Genomic DNA, 17,773 nt, shown 5'->3' with positions numbered 1-17,773 from the left:
CGGCTCAGACGGGCTGCTCGGCGCGGCTCCGTAACGCCCAGGTCATCGGCCGGTCGCCGCTCATGTTGCGGACGAAGCACTTACCACCACTCGCCTTGATCCGCACGCACAGGCTGGTCGCCTCGGCGCGGGTGGGCAGGCCGCTGACCGACAAGCGGTACAGCGTGGCCTTGCCCCAGCGCAGTCCCGAACCAGTCGGCGTATAGGCGTTGAGAAAGCGCGCCTTGCCGCTGAGCTTGCCCCAGGCGATCTCGGTGCGTTGTTCCGAAGAGAAAGCGCCAAGCTGGACAGCCCAATTGCCTGCCCCCTTGCCGGGCGCGGGTTTCAGCGAGACATGGGACACCAGCATCACCGGCTTGGCCGCCTTGCGCGAGCGGGGCAACGACGCGTCGATGACGCGGGACTGCCGCATGCGAGGCGGCCCCGCCCATGCCGCAACTGCCGGGACGGCGGCGGCGGCCTGAACCGGTTGGGCTCCAGCCTGAACGACAGCGGACTCAGGCCTGGCGGCCAGCGCCTCCAGGGCCGGCGGGGTGAAGGACGTTGTCGTCACGACCGCGCCGCTCTCGGCATGTACGACCGGAGCCACCAGCATGGCCGGTGCAACCGGCTCGGACGCTGCGGCAAGCACGGCCGGCGCATCCGGCGCTGCGGCGGGGGCGGCAAGCGCCAGAGCCTCGGGTTGCCCCTGATCGACGGCCGGCGTGACACCGAGGATCGCCCCGACCTGCATCGCCCGGTCGGCATTCAGCTGCGCGATCGTGGTCCAGCGGCGCAGGCGTTGTGGCATCATATCGGCGGGAACATCCTGTTCCGCTATCGCCACCGCCTCGCTCCAGCGGCCTTGCAGCGCATAAGCGAGACCGAGATTCTGGCGCGTGCGCGCATCCGCACCCTGGCTTCGCGCCGCCGCGTTCAAGCGCGCGAGAGCATTGTCTCCATCGCCCAGCAGCACCAGCGCGAGACCGATATCGGCATCAGCGGCATGCCCCTCCGCCGCCATGAGCGAAGCACGCGCGGCGGCTTCCTGCCCCAACGCGATCTGGGCAAGCGCGCGGCTGATCGACGCGCGCGTCAGCGCAGGATCGAGCGTCAGCGCATCGCGGAACGCGGTGTCCGCAGACGCAAAGCGTCCCGCCGCCAGATAGGCCCGGCCGAGCAACAGCCGGTTTTCGGCGTCGCGCGGCGACAACAGCGCGGCGGCCTCCGCGTCCTGGACCGCCTTGACGGCATCACCCTTGCCAAGCGCGGCCCAAGCCGATGCCGTGAGCGACGCGACCCGTCGTGTCGCCGGCTGCGCAGACTGGTCGGAGGCAGCCCAGGCGGGGGCCGCCGCCAGCAGCGCCGTGCCCGCCACTCCGATCCAGCGTGATATCATGTCGCCGCTCCATTATGCGCGAAACCGCGCCTTCATTTCGCGGGCGTGCCATACGCGCTGCTAAGCAATGGTTAACAACGGCTGTTATCATGTGATTCAGATTGGACTTTCGCCAATCCGCGCTAACGCGCTATCAATCGGCAAAACCATGCCAGGACTTTGGGGGCGGTTGAGTATGAGAAGCTTGTTCTTGGGCGGAGCGCTGTTCGCACTGGCGAGTGCGTCACCCGTGCTGGCCGGCGTCGAGGAAGGCGTCAAAGCCTGGACGGCGGGCGATTTCCCCAAGGCGGTGGCCGAATGGCGCGGGCCGGCCGCCGCGGGCGACCCCGATGCGCAGTTCAATCTGGGACAGGCCTACAAGCTGGGCCGCGGCGTGACCGCGGACAGCGCCGTCGCGCTCGACTGGTACCGCAAGGCCGCCGCCGCCGGCCATGAACAGGCGCAGGCTACGCTCGGGCTCCAGCTGTTCCAGAGCGGGCAACGTGACGAGGCCATGATCTGGCTGAAGAAAGCCGCCGATCAGGGCGAAGCCCGCGCGCAATATGTCGTCGGAACCGCCTATTTCAACGGTGATTCCCTGCCCAAGGACTGGGCGCGCGCCTATGCGCTGATGACCCGCGCCAATGCCGCCGGAATCGGGGCGGCCAAGACGAGCCTGACACAGATGGATCAGCTCATTCCCGAGCAGCAGCGCGCCGCCGGCCTCGCCCTCGCCCGGGAGATGGAACGGACCGCCGCGCTGCGCGCCACGGACGCTCCCGGCCCGGGCATGCCGCTGACGATGCGCAGCACGCGCACGCCGCAGGCCAGCGCGGAGCCCAACACCGCACCACCCGCCACGCCTCCCGCCGCATCTCCGGCTGCCGCCGCCGCAGCGGGTAACAACCAGCCCTGGAAAGCCCCGGCCACGACACCTGCCAAGGTCGCGGGGGCCAAGCCAATCGCCCCGCCCCCCGCCGCTTCCGCCCCCAAGCCTGCCGCGCCGATCGTCGCGTCGGCGGGTGGCGGCTGGAAGATCCAGCTTGGCGCCTTCTCCAGCCCCGATGGCGCGAAGAGCGCGTGGGGCGGACTGGTGGCCCGCGCCCCGGCGCTCAAGGCGCTCAGTCCTAGCTACAGCGCCGCGGGTAACTTCACGCGGCTGCAGGCAGGCCCCCTCGCCACGCGCGCCGCAGCGGCCCAGGCGTGTGCAGCGGTCAAGACCGCCGGCTCCGCATGCTTCCCGGTCGCGCCCTGAGAGCGGAACTGTCTAACGGCCATTAACGCTATTTTCGGGAATATGGGGGATAACCGCCCCTGATATGAAGCGGGTAGCGTAGAATGAGCTTTTGGCGGCGGGTCGACCGGCCGGTGGCGATGGCGAGCCGATGGCGCCGCCGGCGGCTATGCGAACTTCGTGCCGACGGCCTGTCCCAGATGGTCGCTCTGCGCGATATTTCGGGCAGCGGCGCCCGGCTCGAAACCGGCAACCCACCCGCTCTCGGAAGCCAGGTAGAGCTCATCCATCCCGATGCAGGATCGATCAGCGGCCGCGTGACCGAACTCAGCCAGCGCGACATCCGCATCAGCTTCGACGTTTCGGAACGCACCATCGCCTTCGCACTGAACGCGATCGCGGCGGACATGACGCGCGGCTGACGCTAGAGCTCCAGCACCCAGTCCTTGCGGGCATAGCCCTGCGCATATAGCAGCGCGGTGAGATCGCCATGATCGATCCGCGCGCCCGCAGCGGCAGCCGTCTTCGGCTTGGCGTGGTACGCCACCCCCAGCCCCGCCGCCTCGATCATCGGAATGTCGTTCGCACCGTCGCCCACCGCGAGGCACTGTTGGGCGGAAATGCCGTGCGCCGCCGCCTCGGCGAGCAGCGTCTCGCGCTTCGCCGCCGCCCCGATGATCGGGCGCGCCACAGTCCCCGACAATTTGCCGTCCGTGAACTCGAGTATGTTCGACAGCGCGCTCGTGAAGCCGATCTCGGCGGCGACGCGGTCGGCGAACAGAGTGAAGCCGCCCGAGACGAGATAGCAGTCGGCATCGTTGGCGCGCATCGTGCGGACCAGTTCGCGCGCGCCGCCCATGATCACTACGCGCTCGGCGTGGCAGCGGTCGATCACCGAGGCGTCGAGCCCCTTGAGCAGCGCGACGCGGGCATCGAGCGCCCCTTCGAAATCAAGCTCGCCACGCATCGCCCGTTCGGTGATCTCGGCGATCTGGGGTTTGATACCGGCATAATCAGCCAGTTCGTCGATGCATTCGATCGTGATCATCGTCGAATCCATGTCGGCGACGAGCATGCGGCGGCGGCGGCCGGCCTCGCGCTGGACGATCACGTCGACGCCGGCGAGAAAACCCTCCAGAGCCGCGCGCCCCGCGACCGGATCGCCTTCGAAGCGCAGATCGCACGCCACGCCCTGCTCGATCCACTCCGAACCGCCGACATTCAGGCCCGCCGCGGCGAGCAGGTCGGTAGCGGTCGAAATATCGCCTGCTTCCAGCGTTTCCGATGCTATCAGCGTCGCGATGAACAAGAGCGTCTCCCCGTCTAGAAAATCGATCGCGCTTATTGCGGGACCGACCGCCAGCGGCAAGTCCGCATTGGCAGTACGGCTTGCGGAACTTGCCGACGGTGTCGTGATCAACGCCGATGCCAGCCAGGTCTATGCCGATCTGCGCGTCCTGTCGGCTCGGCCCGACGCAGCCGAAACGGCGCGCGCGCCGCATCGGCTGTTCGGCTATCGCGATGCCGCCACCGCCTGTTCGGCCGCCGATTGGGCCGACGATGCCCGGCATGAGATAGCGTTGGCGCATGACGCGGGCCGCCTGCCGATCATTGTCGGCGGCACCGGCCTCTATATGCGAACGCTGCTCCACGGCATCGCCCCGGTTCCCGACATCGATCCGGCGATCCGCGCCGAAGTGCGCGCCATGTCGGTCGGCCGCGCCGCGGTCATGCTCCGCCGCGAGGACCCCGAGGCGGCGGCACGGCTCAAACCGCAGGACATCACCCGCATCAGCCGTGCGCTGGAAGTGATCCGTTCCACGGGTCGCAGCTTATCCTCCTGGCAACAGGAACTGAGCGGCGGGATCATCGGCCAGGTCTCAATAGCGCCGGCCATATTGCTGCCGCCGCGAGACTGGCTTTACACACGCTGTAACGCCCGCTTCGAAACCATGCTCGAACATGGCGCGATCGAGGAGGTCGAGGCATTGCGCGCCCGGGGGCTCGATCCCAGCCTGCCCGCGATGCGCGCGATCGGCGTACGCGACATCATCGACTGGTGCGAAGGCCAGACCAGCCGGGAGGAGATGATGGAACGCGCCCAGGCGGCCACTCGCCAATATGCGAAACGCCAGTACACCTGGTTCCGCCACCAGCTCCCAGCCGAATGGCGGAGAATTGAGACGCAACTCGATGACCAAAACATCGATCAATTCGTAATTAAATTACATAAGCAGGCGTTGACAGAGTAGTTTGTTACCGATAGGGCAGCCGCCTTCAAGAACGCGCTGCGGCGCACAAGAGGACCATGTGATGACCACCGAGATGACCGGAGCCGATATCTTATTGCAGGCGCTGACGGATCTCGGTGTCGAGGTCGTCTTCGGCTATCCGGGCGGCGCGGTCCTTCCGATCTATGACGCGATCTTCAAGCAGAAGCGTATCCGCCACATCCTCGTCCGCCATGAGGCCGGTGCGGTGCACGCCGCGGAAGGCTATGCGCGCTCGACCGGCAAGCCGGGCGTAGTGCTGGTGACGTCAGGACCCGGCGCGACCAATGCGGTGACCGGCATCGCCGACGCGCTGATGGATTCGATCCCGCTGGTGGTGCTGACCGGGCAGGTCGGCACCCCGCTGATCGGTACCGACGCATTTCAGGAATGCGACACGGTGGGCATCACCCGTCACTGCACCAAGCATAATTATCTGGTGAAGGACCCGGCGCAGCTGGGCGACGTGATCCACGAGGCGTTCCACATCGCGACCTCGGGCCGCCCCGGCCCGGTGGTGGTCGATCTGCCCAAGGATGTGCAGGTGGCGACCGCGCCTTATCGCAAGCCGACGATCCAGGCGCTGCCACACAAAGGCTACAAACCCGCGGTTAAGGCCGATGCAAAGCTGATCGAAGCGGCGGTGGAGATGATCGCGGCGGCCGAGCGGCCGATCCTGTACACCGGCGGCGGCATCATCAATTCGGGCCCGGTGGCGAGCCAGATCCTGCGCGATCTGGCGCGGATCACCGGCGCGCCGGTGACGTCGACGCTGATGGGCCTCGGCGCCTTCCCTGCGTCCAGCCCGCAATGGCTGGGCATGCTGGGCATGCACGGCACCTATGAAGCCAATATGGCGATGAACAAGGCCGATCTGATCATCTGCCTGGGTGCGCGCTTCGACGATCGCGTCACGGGCCGGCTCGACTCCTTCTCGCCGCATTCGAAGAAGATCCACATCGATATCGACCGCTCGTCGATCAACAAGACGGTGCGTGTCGACCTGGGTATCGTCGGCGATGTCGGCCGCGCGATGGAGGACATGATCAAACTGTGGAAGGCGCGCCAGCACCAGCCGCAGGATCTGGCCCCCTGGTTCGCCCAGATTGACCAGTGGCGCGCGAAGAAGTGCCTGAAGTTTGGCCCGTCGACGAAGGAGATCATGCCCCAGCTCGCGATCCGCAAGCTGTGGGAAGCCACCCATGCCAGCAAGCCGATCATCACCACCGAGGTCGGCCAGCATCAGATGTGGGCTGCGCAGCACTATGATTTCGAGGCGCCGAACAAATGGCTCACCTCGGGCGGCCTCGGCACGATGGGCTATGGCCTGCCCGCCGCGATCGGCGCGCAGCTGGGCAATCCCAACGCGCTGGTGATCGACATCGCGGGCGAGGCATCGATCCAGATGAACATCCAGGAACTGGGCACCGCGACCCAGTACCGGCTGCCGATCAAGGTCTTCATCCTCAACAACGAATATATGGGGATGGTGCGCCAGTGGCAGGACCTGACCTATGCCGGCCGCTATTCGGAATCGTACAGCGATGCCCTGCCCGACTTCGTCAAGCTGGCCGAAGCCTATGGCTGGAAGGGCGTGCGGATCGAAAATCCGGACGATCTGGAAGCCGGCATCGCCGCGATGATCGAGCATGACGGGCCGGTGATGGTCGATTGCCGGGTGGCGAAGCTCGCCAATTGCTTCCCGATGATCCCGAGCGGCGCGGCGCACACCGATATGATCCTGGAGGCCGATGAGGTGGTCGGCGAGATGGACGACGAGGCCAAGGCCCTCGTCTGATCCTCCTCCCCCACCCAATTCGACAGAGAAACATCATCATGCATATCAAGAAGGAAGCCACCGAGCGGCATACGCTGTCCGTGACCGTGGACAATGAATCGGGCATCCTCGCCCGTATCGCCGGCCTGTTCTCCGCGCGCGGCTATAATATCGACAGCCTGACGGTGGCCGACGTCACCGAGGACGAGAAGATCAGCCGCATCACCATCGTCACCACGGGCACGCCCGAAGTGATCGAGCAGGTCGTGGCGCAGCTCGACCGAATGATCCCGGTCCACAAAGTGACCGATCTCACCGCCCTCGGCCCGCATGTCGAGCGCGAGCTGGCGCTGGTGAAGGTGGTCGGGACCGGTGATCACCGGATTGAAGCGCTGCGCCTGGCCGAGGTCTACCGCGCCCGCGTGGTCGACGCGACGATCTCCAGCTTCATCTTCGAGGTCACCGGCGGGACCGAGAAGATCGACAAGTTCCTCGAGCTGATGCGTGAGGTCGGCCTGGTCGAAGTCGCGCGCACCGGCGTAGCCGCGATCGCCCGGGGCAAAGAGCCGCTTTAGGGGCCTTTCATTAAAGCAGGCTCGACGGACGGGCACTTGCCCGTTAGGGGGCCACCACGAATTTCAACCAATGGGCCGTTCCCGCAACAGGATGTCCGGCCGCGCGATAGGGAAGCAACACATATGCGCGTCTATTATGATCGTGATGCCGACATCGGCCTCATCAAGACCAAGAAGGTCGCCATCCTCGGCTATGGCAGCCAGGGCCACGCCCATGCCCAGAACCTGCGGGACTCGGGCGTCGCGGAAGTCGCGATCGCGCTGCGTCCCGGCTCGGCCACCGCACAGAAGGCGGAAGCCGCCGGCTTCAAGGTGCTGTCGAACGCCGAGGCCGCCAAGTGGGCCGACATCGTGATGATCCTCGCGCCCGACGAGCATCAGGCCGCGATCTACAATGACGATCTCAAGGACAATCTGAAGCAGGGTGCAGCGCTTGCCTTCGCCCATGGCCTCAACGTCCATTTCGGCCTGATCGAGCCGCGCGCCGACCTCGACGTGTTCATGATCGCGCCGAAGGGCCCCGGCCACACCGTCCGTTCTGAATATCAGCGCGGCGGTGGCGTACCCTGCCTGATCGCGATCGCGCAGGATGCCAGCGGCAATGCCCATGACGTCGCCCTCTCCTATGCCAGCGCCGTCGGCGGCGGCCGTTCGGGCGTGATCGAGACGACCTTCAAGGAAGAGTGCGAGACCGACCTATTCGGTGAGCAGGCCGTGCTGTGTGGCGGCCTGAGCCACCTGATCATGGCCGGCTTCGAGACGCTGACCGAGGCGGGCTATGCCCCCGAGATGGCCTATTTCGAGTGCCTCCACGAAGTGAAGCTGATCGTCGACCTGATGTATGAAGGCGGCATCGCCAACATGCGCTACTCGATCTCGAACACCGCCGAATATGGCGACATCCACACCGGTCCGCGCGTCATCACCTCGGAAACCAAGGCCGAGATGAAGCGCGTCCTCGACGACATCCAGAAGGGCAAGTTCGTCAAGCGCTTCGTCCTCGACAACCGCGCCGGCCAGCCCGAGCTGAAGGCGAGCCGCAAGCTCACCGCCGAGCATCCGATCGAGAAGGTCGGCACCGAACTGCGCGCGATGATGCCCTGGATCGGCAAGAACCAGCTCGTCGACAAGACCAAGAACTAAATCCGCGACGCAGCGAAACACATCGTTTCGCTATGCAGGGTTGTTGATGGGGCGGCAGGCGATAGTCTGCCGCCCTTCTAATGTCGGGAGTCGATGATGTTCCGTTCCGCCACCATCCTGCTGCTGGGCCTTTCCGCCGCCGCGCCGCTCGTCGCGCAGATGCCGAAGACTCCGCCGGGCATCTCCGACGTCCGCCGCGTCGCCGCCGGCACCTACACCGTCGATCCGGGCCACAGCCAGGTAACCTTCACCGTCAACCATCTCGGCTTCAGCACCTATCGCGGCATCTTCGGCGACCTGACCGGATCGATGACGATCGATCCTAAATCGCCTGCCAAGGCGAAGGTGTCTATCGACATCCCGATCAAGCGGGTCACCACCACCTCGGACAAGCTCGACGAGCATCTGCTGGGGGCGGACTTCTTCGACGCCGCCAATCATCCCACTGCCCATTTCGAATCGACTTCGATCCGGCCGAGCGGCAAGGCCGCGCGGATCAGCGGCAACCTGACCATCAAGGGCATTACCAAGCCTGTCGTCCTCGATGCGGTCTTCGTCGGCGCAGGCACGATGATGGGGAAGCGGACGATCGGCTTCGACGCGACGACCACCATCAAGCGCAGCGACTTCGGTGTCAGCTATGGCATCCCGCTGGTGCCCGACGCCGTCCCGCTCCAGATATCGGTGGCGTTCGAGCGCCCCGAAAGCTGATCGATGCACTATGAGCTCCGGGCCTCGGTCCGGACCATGGCGTGGCACTTCCCGCTGGACAGCTTCTGCGGCGCTGATCATCATCGGCGAATGGCCACGATATTGCCCGCCTGAGCCAATGCGTGCCCTCGCCGGCCCGGCGCTGTTCCTCCTCCTGCTGATTTCGGCGCCGCCCGTGTCTGCCGCGCCAATCTCGGCGGGCGGCGAGCCGCGCGCCGATGCGGCGCATATGGCCAGCCTGCTCAGCGGTCCGATCGCGCTGGCGCGAAAAAGCCGCCTCAAGGAGGCGCAGCGCGCATTCGATCGCAAGCTCGCCGCGCAGAAAACGCCAATCGCCCGGGCGGACCTTATCGAGGCGTTCGGGGTCGAGCTTTACGCGACCGCCGATCCTGGCCAACGCGCGATGATCGAGACTTCGCTTGATTATCTGGTGCGCGGCGCGGACGCCTATCGGCTGATCCTGGGCAGCGATCACCCCGAGCTGGCCACCGCACTGGTCCGTCAGGCCGAGGTCGAGCGCCAGCTGCGCCCTGACAATCCCGATCCGTCGGCCGATATCGCCTATGAAAGCGCGTATCGCATCCGTCTGGCGAAGCTCGGCGCGACGGCGCTCCCGACGCTGAGCACCTTGATTCCGATGGCGCAGTTGAAGGCGCTGCCATCCCGCGCCGATGGCGATCCCGACAAGATCGAAAGTGCAGCGGCGTTGCTCCGTCAGGTCGCCGATGCGACAGCCAGCTCGACCGATCCCGAGGCGATGACCCTTCATACCGATGCGATGCAGGCATTACAGACTCTCGACGCCGCTTATGGCGCAGGCCAGCCCTCGGGCCGCCGCCCCCAGATCCTGCTGCCCGACATCTCGCAGGGTTGCGGCGCGAGTGGACCCGACGATGTCATGGTCTTTTCGGGCGATGCCGACGCGCTAAGGATCGTGCGGGACCGCTTCGCCAAGGCCCGGCTGATCACCCGTCCTTGCGGTGCGGCGCTGCTCTTCCCCCTCGGCCCGGGCGTCGATCCCTTTCCGGTGCTCGACCTGCTGAACAGCATCTCCGCCGGACGCATGAAGGGGGTTCGCGTCAACCTGATCGAGGCCGACAAGGCCGCCCTGCGCTAGACCAACGCGTCGAGCAGACCGATCAGCGGCTTGTCGGCGGGCGGCATGTCGAGCCCGTGCAGTTCGACCGGACGGACCCATTTCAGCGCCGTCGCCTCCAGCGGCTGCGGTATGCCGGTCCATTTGCGGCAGATATAGACCAGCAAAATCATGTGGCGCTCGCCCAGCGCCTCGCTGGCGAAACAGGCGGGCGCGAGACAGGCCTGCTGGACATCGATGCCCAGTTCCTCGCGCAATTCGCGGATCAGTGCAGCCTCCGGCGTCTCGCCGCGTTCGACCTTCCCGCCGGGAAATTCCCATAGCCCGGCCATGGCCTTTCCGGGCGGACGCTGCTGAACCAGGATGCGGCCGTCGCCATCGACAAGGGCGACTCCAACCACGATTAAGGGCGCACCCTTGTCCATAAGTATTAGGCCCTTAGCGGTTTTTTAATCCGGCACGCCTACGAAATAAGCATCTGCAGATCAAAGCGATATGGGCGACGGCCCGTCGCGCCGAAGGAAGAAGCTATGAGAGGCCCTGTCCGTCAGGCGCGCATTCGCGCTCTCCTTACTGACCAGCGAGGCGCAAGCGCCATGGAATATGGGCTCATTCTCGCGCTCATATTTCTGGCGGTCATGGGCGGAGTCTCCTTACTGGGCGAATCCGTGCGCGGCCGCTGGGACGACATTTCCAATAAGGTCACGTCAATCTGACGCAAATGCCGCGAATCGCCGCGGCGTTAACGGTTTAACAGTAACTCGCCCGTTACAACGCAAACGTTGGCCCACGGTTTTAGGCCAGCCGGGCCGGAGTTACCACCCGAATCGGGAAGCGGGAGTTAGAGTTATGAAGTTCGTTGCAAAACTGCTGAAGAACAACAAGGGCGCTACGGCTATCGAATATGGCCTGATCGCCGCCCTTATCGCCGTCGCCGCGATCACCGCGATGACGAGCCTCGGCAATCAGCTTCAGAAGACGTTCAACAACGTCTCGAACAACATGAAGGCCAGCTAAGCTCAAGCCTTTCAACGGCTGAAGGCTGGCTTGAAAAGGGCGGCGGACGAGAGTTCGCCGCCCTTTTTGCGTTTTTGCTTAGCCTCAATCGCCGGCGCCGGCATTCGCCGGGCTTAGGCTTTCCTCCCCAGACCATAACCAGGTCCGGGTCCGGCGCGCGCCTTGCGCTTGCGGAGCCTTTTGCTCCGACTTGCGGCTCTACCGCACCACCAGCTTCACGCGATCGCCGGCCTTCAGCGTCTGGCCCCGCTGCATACCGTTCAGGACCAGGAAGCGATCGAGCGGATTGTCGGGGAAGGCCATCTGCTTCGCCAGGCTTTCCGGCGTGTCGCCTGCTTTCACCCGGACCACCCTTATCTTGAGCGGCTTGATGCCGGTGGCTTCGGACGAGCTCATCCGTCGCATGCTCTCGACCAGCGGCGCGAACGGGCCGATGCCCTGTCCCGCGCGCGCGATCGTCACGAAATGATAGGCGACCGCGCTACTGTCGGGCCGATAAGCGAAGACGCCCACGTCGACCTGGCCGGCATTGCTGTTGGCCTGACCGAAGGCATAGCGGAAGTCCATGCCATTGGCCTTGCCGGTCTGAATCTGGCCCGCCCTGATGCTGCCGCCCAGGCCCGCGAAGACCTGGCTGACATAATCGTCGAGCCCGCCCATGCCCACCCGGCCCCCGGTGAAGCTCGCCTGCCCGCCCGATCCGGCGATGGTCACGGCATCGTCGGCGTTGTTGATCGCGTAGCCGCTCGGCACAGTGAAGGCGAGCCGCTGAACGGGAAGCCGGAACTCCCGTCCCTCGACATAGCCTTTCTCGGGATTGTCGCCCCAGGTGAGCCCATCGACGGCATCGAGCAGCGCATCGCGGTTGCGCTGCCCGCGTCCCGCCGCTCCCGTCTGGCTGGCCTTGTCCCGCGCGCGCTTGACCCGATCGGTTGAATTGGGATGGGTGCTGGCCCAGGTCGGCAGGCTGTTCTTCTGTCCGCTGATCCGCGCTTCCAGAGACTGTTGCGCGCCGAGAATCGCCAGCATGTCGGCCGAGCCCAGCGGATCATAACCCGCCCCGGCAAGGTAGCGCACGCCGAGATCGTCAGCCTGATATTCCTGCGTGCGCGAGAAGCCCTTGGTGATCAGGTCCGCGCCGAGACCGGCGCCGCGCCCCACAAGATCACCGATGCCGCTGTTGCCGGCGACCGCGCCGACGACACCCGCCAGCACCTGCGCGATCGTGTTGGTCTGCTGGCGCTTGGCCGAATGGCGGGCGGCGACATGGCCGATCTCATGCCCCAGCACCGAAGCGAGTTCGGCCTCGTCGTTCATCAGCGCGAGCAGGCCGCGGGTCACATACACATAGCCGCCGGGGATCGCGAAGGCGTTGTTCACTGGTGAATCGAGCAGAGTGACGGTGAAATCGCGCTCGGAATTGGAGAGGCCCGATTGCACCGCGATCTTGCGGCCGACGCGCGTCACATAGTCGGCCGCCGGCCCCCTCATCGCGCCGCCGAACTGCTGCACCAGCTGGGGATGGGCCTCGGAGCCCGCCTTCTTGTCGCTGGCGGATATCGCCTGCGCCTGGGCGAGGACTGGAGCCGACGGCGCGGCTAGCAGCAAGGCGAGAAACAGTGCGGTCTTCTTCATTATGCGTCCTCCCAACGGAGCACATAAAGCAGAGCCAGGCTGAACGGTTCCGTTACGGGAACGATATTAGCGAAATCAGCCGATCGCCAGGAACTTGTCGCGCCGCGCCGCGCGGATCGTGGCGGGCTTCTTGCCGGCCAGCTTGTCCAGCTCCTCGCCGATCGCAGCGCCCAGCGCCGCGATGGCGGCGGCGGGATCGCGATGCGCGCCGCCCATCGGTTCGGGCACGACGCGGTCCACCACGCCGAGCTTCTGGAGATCGGCGGCGGTCACCTTCATCGCCTCGGCGGCCTCGGCGGCCTTGTCGCCGGTCCGCCACAGGATCGATGCGCAGCCCTCGGGCGAGATCACCGAATATACGGCGTGCTCGAACATCAGCACCTTGTTCGCGGCCGCGACGGCGATCGCCCCGCCCGATCCGCCTTCGCCGACGATCGCGGCGACCATCGGCACGCCCAGCGCCAGGCACTGCTCGGTCGAACGCGCGATCGCCTCGGCCTGACCGCGCTCCTCCGCCTGGATGCCTGGAAAAGCGCCTGAAGTGTCGACAAGGCTGACCACCGGCAAACCGAATTTGTCGGCGAGCTGCATCAGCCGGATCGCCTTGCGATAGCCTTCGGGCTTGGCCATGCCGAAATTATGCTTGAGGCGCGACGCGGTGTCGTCACCCTTCTCATGGCCGATCACCATGACCTTGCGGTCGCCGAGTCGGCCCAGCCCGCCGATGATCGCCTGATCGTCGGCAAAGGCGCGATCACCGGCCAGCGGCATGAAATCGCTGATGAAGCCGGCGACATAATCCTTGAAATGCGGGCGCGCGGGATGGCGGGCGACCTGCGTCTTCTGCCACGGCGTCAGCTTCGAATAGGTATCGCGCAGGAGCTTTTCGGACTTGGTCTCTAGCTTGGAGACCTCGCTGCCGATGTCCAGCGATCCGGCGTTGGCGGTCGAGCGGAGTTCGGCGATGCGCGCCTGCAGTTCCGCGATCGGCTTTTCGAATTCGAGATAGGCAACCATCGGCCCCGGTTAGGCGGGCGCGGCGCCACAGTCAACGAAACCGCATTCCCACCCTCTTGAAGCCGTCTCGCAGCTTCCTATCTCGCCCTGCGTCAGCTGTCGCCAGATGGGGCGGCCGGCATGGCCCGGCGGGTTGCCCGCGGGCCTTCGAACATTGGTCAATATCGCTTCATGAGGAACAGACCTATGCGTAGTCTTGATTTCGCTCCCCTCCTCCGGTCCTCGATCGGCTTCGAAAATCTGAATCGCCTCGTCGATTTCACCCGCGGCGAGAGCGACAGCTATCCGCCTTATAATATCGAGAAGACGGGCGACGGCGCCTATCGCATCCAGATGGCGCTCGCCGGCTTCACCCGCGACGAGATCGACGTCACCGTGCAGGACAATATGCTGATCATCGTCGGCCGCGCCGGCGAAGCCGCCGATGGCGAACAGCGCGAGTTCCTGCACCGCGGCATCGCCAAGCGCGCGTTCGAGCGCCGTTTCCAGCTGGCCGACACCATCAAGGTTACGAGCGCCGGCTATGAAAACGGCCTGCTCAACGTCGAGCTGGTCCGTGAGATTCCCGAGCATAAGAAGCCGCGCCGCATTGCCATCGACGGTGTCGAGCCCGCCCAGGTGATCGACGCCGAGCCTTCGAAGGCCGCCGCATAACGGCGTCGTGCCGACGGTCGATAGGAAGAGGAAAGCCGGGCCGGAAGGTCCGGCTTTCTGATTCAAGACGCCCAGCGAGCCGAGGATTTCGCGCTATCCGTCGCGATACCGTTTCTTGTCCCCTTCCCGCCTTGCATCATCGGGACTCCCCTGCTAACCGGCCCGCGACCCATGCGGGGACGCCTTGCGGCGCCCCCTTTTTCGCATGGGGCCAAATCCATTTGGGGGATTAGACGCGCGTGGAGAATTCCGGCGGTATTCAGGCTAGCCTCAGCGGACGTTATGCGACCGCATTGTTCGGACTGGCCCGTGACGAGAAGGCTATCGACGCCGTTTCGGCGAGCCTTGCGACGCTGAAGTCGGCGCTGGCCGATTCGGAGGAGTTTCGGCGCCTGACCACCAGCCCGCTGGTGTCGCGCGATCAGGCAACCAAGGCGGTTGCCGCGACGGCGACGAGCCTCGGCCTCGACGCTCTCACCACCAAGTTCCTCGGCGTGCTCGCGCAGAACCGCCGCCTCGGCCAGCTCGGCGCCGTGATCCGCGCGTTCGGCCAGCTGGCGGCGGCGCACCGCGGCGAAGTCACCGCCGACGTCACCTCGGCCCATCCGCTGACCGCCACCCAGGTCAAGGCGCTGAAGGCCAAGCTCAAGACCCAGCTCGCCCGCGACGTCGCGGTCGACCTCACCGTGGATCCCGCGATCCTCGGCGGACTGATCGTCAAGATCGGCTCGCGCCAGATCGATGGCTCCATCCGCTCCAAACTGAACACCCTCGCGATTGCGATGAAAGGCTGAACATGGACATCCGCGCCGCAGAAATCTCCAAGGTCATCCGCGACCAGATCGCCAGCTTCGGCACCGAAGCGCAGGTCTCCGAAGTCGGCCAGGTGCTGTCGGTGGGCGACGGCATTGCCCGCATCCACGGCCTCGACAACGTCCAGGCCGGTGAGATGGTCGAGTTCTCCAACGGCATCAAGGGCATGGCCCTCAACCTCGAAGCCGACAATGTCGGCGTCGTGATCTTTGGCTCGGACAGCCAGATCAAGGAAGGCGATGTCGTCAAGCGCACCGGCACCATCGTCGACGTGCCCGTCGGCAAGGGCCTGCTCGGCCGCGTGGTCGATGGTCTCGGCAACCCGATCGACGGCAAGGGCCCGATCGTTTCCGATCAGCGCAGCCGCGTCGAAGTCAAGGCCCCCGGCATCATCCCGCGCAAGTCGGTGCACGAGCCGGTGCAGACCGGCCTCAAGGCGCTCGACGCGCTCGTTCCCGTCGGCCGCGGCCAGCGCGAACTGATCATCGGCGACCGTCAGACCGGCAAGTCCGCCGTCGCAATCGACACCTTCATCAACCAGAAGGCCGCCAACGCCGGAGATGATGAGAGCAAGAAGCTCTACTGCGTCTATGTCGCGATCGGCCAGAAGCGCTCGACCGTCGCGCAGCTCGTCCGCACGCTCGAGGAAAATGGCGCGATGGAATATTCGATCGTGGTCGCCGCGACCGCGTCGGACCCCGCCCCGCTCCAGTATCTCGCGCCCTACACCGGCGTCGCGATGGGCGAATATTTCCGTGACAACGGCATGCACGCCCTGATCGTCTACGACGATCTGTCGAAGCAGGCCGTCGCCTATCGTCAGATGTCGCTGCTGCTGCGCCGCCCGCCGGGCCGCGAAGCTTATCCGGGTGACGTGTTCTATCTCCACAGCCGCCTGCTGGAGCGCGCCGCCAAGCTGAACGATGCCAACGGCAACGGCTCGCTGACCGCGCTGCCGATCATCGAGACCCAGGCGGGCGACGTGTCGGCCTACATCCCGACCAACGTGATCTCGATCACCGACGGTCAGATCTTCCTCGAGACCGACCTGTTCTATCAGGGCGTCCGTCCGGCCATCAACGTCGGCCTGTCGGTGTCGCGCGTCGGCTCGGCCGCGCAGACCAAGGCGATGAAGAAGGTCGCCGGCTCGATCAAGCTCGAACTCGCCCAGTATCGCGAAATGGCGGCCTTCGCGCAGTTCGGTTCGGACCTCGACGCCTCGACCCAGAAGCTTCTCAACCGGGGCGCGCGCCTGACCGAGCTGCTCAAGCAGCCCCAGTTCCAGCCGCTGCCGTTCGAGGAGCAGGTCGCGTCGATCTTCGCCGGCGTGAACGGCTATCTCGACGGCATCCCGACCGGCGACGTCGTCCGCTTCGAGGCAGGCCTGCTGGCCGACCTTCGCTCGAAGGGTGCCGACATCCTCGCCGACATCCGCGACACCAAGGATCTGTCGGACGCGACCAAGGAAAAGCTGAAGGCCGCGATCGCAGCCTTTGTGAAGACCTTCGCGTAACATACTGCGGTGCCAGCGAAAGCTGACGCCGCAAAAGGAAGGAAGACGGACAGGTAATGCCCAGTCTGAAGAGCCTGAAGGTCCGCATCACCTCGGTGAAGTCGACCCAGAAGATCACCAAGGCGATGAAGATGGTCGCCGCCGCCAAGCTGCGCCGCGCGCAGCAGGCCGCCGAGGCTGGCCGCCCCTATGCGGAGCGGCTCAGCGCGGTGATGGCGAGCCTCGCTTCTAAGGTGACGGTCGGCCCGCAGTCGCCCAAGCTGCTTGCCGGCACCGGCAGCGATCAGGTTCACCTGCTCGTCGTCGCGACGTCGGAGCGCGGCTTGGCGGGCGCGTTCAACACCAACATCGTCCGCGCGGCGCGCAAGACCGCCGACGCCCTCATCGCCGAGGGCAAGACGGTGAAGTTCTACCTGATCGGCAAGAAGGGCCGCGCGGTCATCTCGCGCCTCTATCCGGGCAAGATCGTCCATCAGGTCGATCAGAGCCACATCAAGAACGTCGCCTTTTCGGATGCGCATGAAGTCTCCGAAGACTTGATCCAGCGTTATGCCGCGGGCGAGTTCGACGTGGCGCACCTGTTCTTCGCCAAGTTCCAGTCGGCGCTGGTGCAGGAGCCGACCGAGCTGCAGATCATCCCCGTGCCGCTCGCCGCCGACAGTGGGGCGGCCGCGCAGGGCGCTTCGGCGGCGGTCGAATATGAACCCGACGAGGAAGCGATCCTCGCCGAGCTGCTGCCGCGCAACGTGGCGGTGCAGCTGTTCCGCGCGATGCTGGAGAATGCCGCGTCCGAGCAGGGCAGCCGCATGACCGCGATGGACAACGCCACCCGCAACGCCGGTGACATGATCAACCGCCTGACGATCCAGTACAACCGGACCCGCCAGGCCGCGATCACCACCGAACTCGTCGAAATCATCTCGGGCGCCGAAGCGCTCTAACGAACCAGGCCAGCAAGGAA

Annotated in this window: 18 protein-coding genes; 13 read left to right on the top strand and 5 right to left on the bottom strand. The window is 65.6% G+C overall.

Going from position 1 to position 17,773, the window contains the following annotated elements:
* Nucleotides 1-4 precede the first annotated feature (4 nt).
* Entirely contained in the window at nucleotides 5-1,378 is a 1,374-nt protein-coding gene (locus ASE00_RS02790; RefSeq protein ID WP_056377617.1) for an SPOR domain-containing protein, read from the bottom strand.
* A 175-nt stretch (nucleotides 1,379-1,553) separates the two neighbouring features.
* Between ASE00_RS02790 and ASE00_RS02785 the strand changes: the two genes are divergently transcribed.
* Both ASE00_RS02785 and ASE00_RS02780 read left to right on the top strand, forming a co-directional pair.
* A complete protein-coding gene (locus tag ASE00_RS02785) occupies nucleotides 1,554-2,612 on the top strand; it encodes an SPOR domain-containing protein (RefSeq protein WP_056377615.1) in 1,059 nt (352 codons plus the stop codon).
* 83 nt (nucleotides 2,613-2,695) lie between these two features.
* A complete protein-coding gene (locus tag ASE00_RS02780) occupies nucleotides 2,696-3,013 on the top strand; it encodes a PilZ domain-containing protein (protein ID WP_235538518.1) in 318 nt (105 codons plus the stop codon).
* Between the two features lie 2 nt (nucleotides 3,014-3,015).
* Here ASE00_RS02780 and serB read toward each other — a convergent pair whose 3' ends face one another.
* On the bottom strand, nucleotides 3,016-3,900 hold the full coding sequence (gene serB, locus ASE00_RS02775; RefSeq protein WP_056377613.1) for a phosphoserine phosphatase SerB: 885 nt from the start codon (nucleotides 3,898-3,900) through the stop codon (nucleotides 3,016-3,018).
* On the opposite strand from serB, the gene miaA reads away from it, so the two are divergent.
* The 6 genes from miaA to ASE00_RS02745 all read left to right on the top strand — a co-directional run bounded on the left by miaA (nucleotide 3,893) and on the right by ASE00_RS02745 (nucleotide 10,184).
* On the top strand, nucleotides 3,893-4,843 hold the full coding sequence (gene miaA, locus ASE00_RS02770) for a tRNA (adenosine(37)-N6)-dimethylallyltransferase MiaA (protein WP_056377612.1): 951 nt from the start codon (nucleotides 3,893-3,895) through the stop codon (nucleotides 4,841-4,843). The genes serB and miaA overlap by 8 nt on opposite strands.
* Nucleotides 4,844-4,904: 61 nt before the next feature.
* Entirely contained in the window at nucleotides 4,905-6,659 is a 1,755-nt protein-coding gene (locus ASE00_RS02765; RefSeq protein ID WP_056377610.1) for an acetolactate synthase 3 large subunit, read from the top strand.
* A 38-nt stretch (nucleotides 6,660-6,697) separates the two neighbouring features.
* On the top strand, nucleotides 6,698-7,213 hold the full coding sequence (gene ilvN, locus ASE00_RS02760; RefSeq protein WP_056377609.1) for an acetolactate synthase small subunit: 516 nt from the start codon (nucleotides 6,698-6,700) through the stop codon (nucleotides 7,211-7,213).
* 123 nt (nucleotides 7,214-7,336) lie between these two features.
* Nucleotides 7,337-8,356: a ketol-acid reductoisomerase gene (gene ilvC, locus ASE00_RS02755; protein ID WP_056377607.1), complete on the top strand. Its 1,020-nt coding sequence runs from the start codon at nucleotides 7,337-7,339 to the stop codon at nucleotides 8,354-8,356.
* Nucleotides 8,357-8,452: 96 nt separating this feature from the next.
* Complete coding sequence (locus ASE00_RS02750; RefSeq protein ID WP_056379232.1) at nucleotides 8,453-9,067, top strand: YceI family protein; 615 nt, start codon at nucleotides 8,453-8,455, stop codon at nucleotides 9,065-9,067.
* A gap of 118 nt (nucleotides 9,068-9,185) precedes the next feature.
* Complete coding sequence (locus ASE00_RS02745) at nucleotides 9,186-10,184, top strand: hypothetical protein (protein WP_056377605.1); 999 nt, start codon at nucleotides 9,186-9,188, stop codon at nucleotides 10,182-10,184.
* On the opposite strand, the gene ASE00_RS02740 is transcribed toward ASE00_RS02745, so the two are convergent.
* Nucleotides 10,181-10,588: a (deoxy)nucleoside triphosphate pyrophosphohydrolase gene (locus tag ASE00_RS02740; protein ID WP_056377603.1), complete on the bottom strand. Its 408-nt coding sequence runs from the start codon at nucleotides 10,586-10,588 to the stop codon at nucleotides 10,181-10,183. The two genes, ASE00_RS02745 and ASE00_RS02740, sit on opposite strands and share 4 nt — an antisense overlap.
* A 424-nt stretch (nucleotides 10,589-11,012) precedes the next feature.
* On the opposite strand from ASE00_RS02740, the gene ASE00_RS02730 reads away from it, so the two are divergent.
* Complete coding sequence (locus tag ASE00_RS02730; RefSeq protein ID WP_011951464.1) at nucleotides 11,013-11,180, top strand: Flp family type IVb pilin; 168 nt, start codon at nucleotides 11,013-11,015, stop codon at nucleotides 11,178-11,180.
* Between the two features lie 198 nt (nucleotides 11,181-11,378).
* Here ASE00_RS02730 and ASE00_RS02725 read toward each other — a convergent pair whose 3' ends face one another.
* Nucleotides 11,379-12,815, bottom strand: coding sequence for a M48 family metalloprotease (locus ASE00_RS02725; protein WP_056377600.1), 1,437 nt, complete (start codon nucleotides 12,813-12,815; stop codon nucleotides 11,379-11,381).
* 75 nt (nucleotides 12,816-12,890) lie between these two features.
* Nucleotides 12,891-13,832: an acetyl-CoA carboxylase carboxyltransferase subunit alpha gene (locus ASE00_RS02720; protein ID WP_056377598.1), complete on the bottom strand. Its 942-nt coding sequence runs from the start codon at nucleotides 13,830-13,832 to the stop codon at nucleotides 12,891-12,893.
* 186 nt (nucleotides 13,833-14,018) lie between these two features.
* Here ASE00_RS02720 and ASE00_RS02715 point away from each other — a divergent pair, with 186 nt between their 5' ends.
* From ASE00_RS02715 to ASE00_RS02700, 4 genes are all read left to right on the top strand, one after another.
* Complete coding sequence (locus tag ASE00_RS02715) at nucleotides 14,019-14,486, top strand: Hsp20 family protein (RefSeq protein WP_056377596.1); 468 nt, start codon at nucleotides 14,019-14,021, stop codon at nucleotides 14,484-14,486.
* 239 nt (nucleotides 14,487-14,725) lie between these two features.
* The gene (locus ASE00_RS02710) at nucleotides 14,726-15,280 is read left to right on the top strand and encodes a F0F1 ATP synthase subunit delta (RefSeq protein ID WP_056377594.1); all 555 of its coding nucleotides are present in this window, start codon (nucleotides 14,726-14,728) and stop codon (nucleotides 15,278-15,280) included.
* Nucleotides 15,281-15,282: 2 nt separating this feature from the next.
* A complete protein-coding gene (gene atpA / locus ASE00_RS02705; RefSeq protein WP_056377593.1) occupies nucleotides 15,283-16,812 on the top strand; it encodes a F0F1 ATP synthase subunit alpha in 1,530 nt (509 codons plus the stop codon).
* A 56-nt stretch (nucleotides 16,813-16,868) separates the two neighbouring features.
* Nucleotides 16,869-17,753, top strand: coding sequence for a F0F1 ATP synthase subunit gamma (locus tag ASE00_RS02700; RefSeq protein ID WP_056377591.1), 885 nt, complete (start codon nucleotides 16,869-16,871; stop codon nucleotides 17,751-17,753).
* The last annotated feature ends 20 nt before the right edge of the window (nucleotides 17,754-17,773 follow it).

The sequence above is a fragment of the Sphingomonas sp. Root710 genome (genome assembly GCF_001429065.1).
In the GTDB taxonomy this organism is placed as follows: domain Bacteria; phylum Pseudomonadota; class Alphaproteobacteria; order Sphingomonadales; family Sphingomonadaceae; genus Rhizorhabdus.
This window is presented reverse-complemented; position numbering and strand designations above follow the sequence as displayed.

What these genes read in the sequence shown, in the direction of transcription:
- ASE00_RS02790 (WP_056377617.1), bottom strand. Translation starts at nt 1,378, where the DNA reads ATGATATCACGCTGGATCGGAGTGGCGGGCACGGCGCTGCTGGCGGCG.
- ASE00_RS02785 (WP_056377615.1), top strand. Translation starts at nt 1,554, where the DNA reads ATGAGAAGCTTGTTCTTGGGCGGAGCGCTGTTCGCACTGGCGAGTGCG.
- ASE00_RS02780 (WP_235538518.1), top strand. Translation starts at nt 2,696, where the DNA reads ATGAGCTTTTGGCGGCGGGTCGACCGGCCGGTGGCGATGGCGAGCCGA.
- miaA (WP_056377612.1), top strand. Translation starts at nt 3,893, where the DNA reads ATGAACAAGAGCGTCTCCCCGTCTAGAAAATCGATCGCGCTTATTGCG.
- ASE00_RS02765 (WP_056377610.1), top strand. Translation starts at nt 4,905, where the DNA reads ATGACCACCGAGATGACCGGAGCCGATATCTTATTGCAGGCGCTGACG.
- ilvN (WP_056377609.1), top strand. Translation starts at nt 6,698, where the DNA reads ATGCATATCAAGAAGGAAGCCACCGAGCGGCATACGCTGTCCGTGACC.
- ilvC (WP_056377607.1), top strand. Translation starts at nt 7,337, where the DNA reads ATGCGCGTCTATTATGATCGTGATGCCGACATCGGCCTCATCAAGACC.
- ASE00_RS02750 (WP_056379232.1), top strand. Translation starts at nt 8,453, where the DNA reads ATGTTCCGTTCCGCCACCATCCTGCTGCTGGGCCTTTCCGCCGCCGCG.
- ASE00_RS02745 (WP_056377605.1), top strand. Translation starts at nt 9,186, where the DNA reads ATGCGTGCCCTCGCCGGCCCGGCGCTGTTCCTCCTCCTGCTGATTTCG.
- ASE00_RS02740 (WP_056377603.1), bottom strand. Translation starts at nt 10,588, where the DNA reads ATGGACAAGGGTGCGCCCTTAATCGTGGTTGGAGTCGCCCTTGTCGAT.
- ASE00_RS02730 (WP_011951464.1), top strand. Translation starts at nt 11,013, where the DNA reads ATGAAGTTCGTTGCAAAACTGCTGAAGAACAACAAGGGCGCTACGGCT.
- ASE00_RS02725 (WP_056377600.1), bottom strand. Translation starts at nt 12,815, where the DNA reads ATGAAGAAGACCGCACTGTTTCTCGCCTTGCTGCTAGCCGCGCCGTCG.
- ASE00_RS02720 (WP_056377598.1), bottom strand. Translation starts at nt 13,832, where the DNA reads ATGGTTGCCTATCTCGAATTCGAAAAGCCGATCGCGGAACTGCAGGCG.
- ASE00_RS02715 (WP_056377596.1), top strand. Translation starts at nt 14,019, where the DNA reads ATGCGTAGTCTTGATTTCGCTCCCCTCCTCCGGTCCTCGATCGGCTTC.
- atpA (WP_056377593.1), top strand. Translation starts at nt 15,283, where the DNA reads ATGGACATCCGCGCCGCAGAAATCTCCAAGGTCATCCGCGACCAGATC.
- ASE00_RS02700 (WP_056377591.1), top strand. Translation starts at nt 16,869, where the DNA reads ATGCCCAGTCTGAAGAGCCTGAAGGTCCGCATCACCTCGGTGAAGTCG.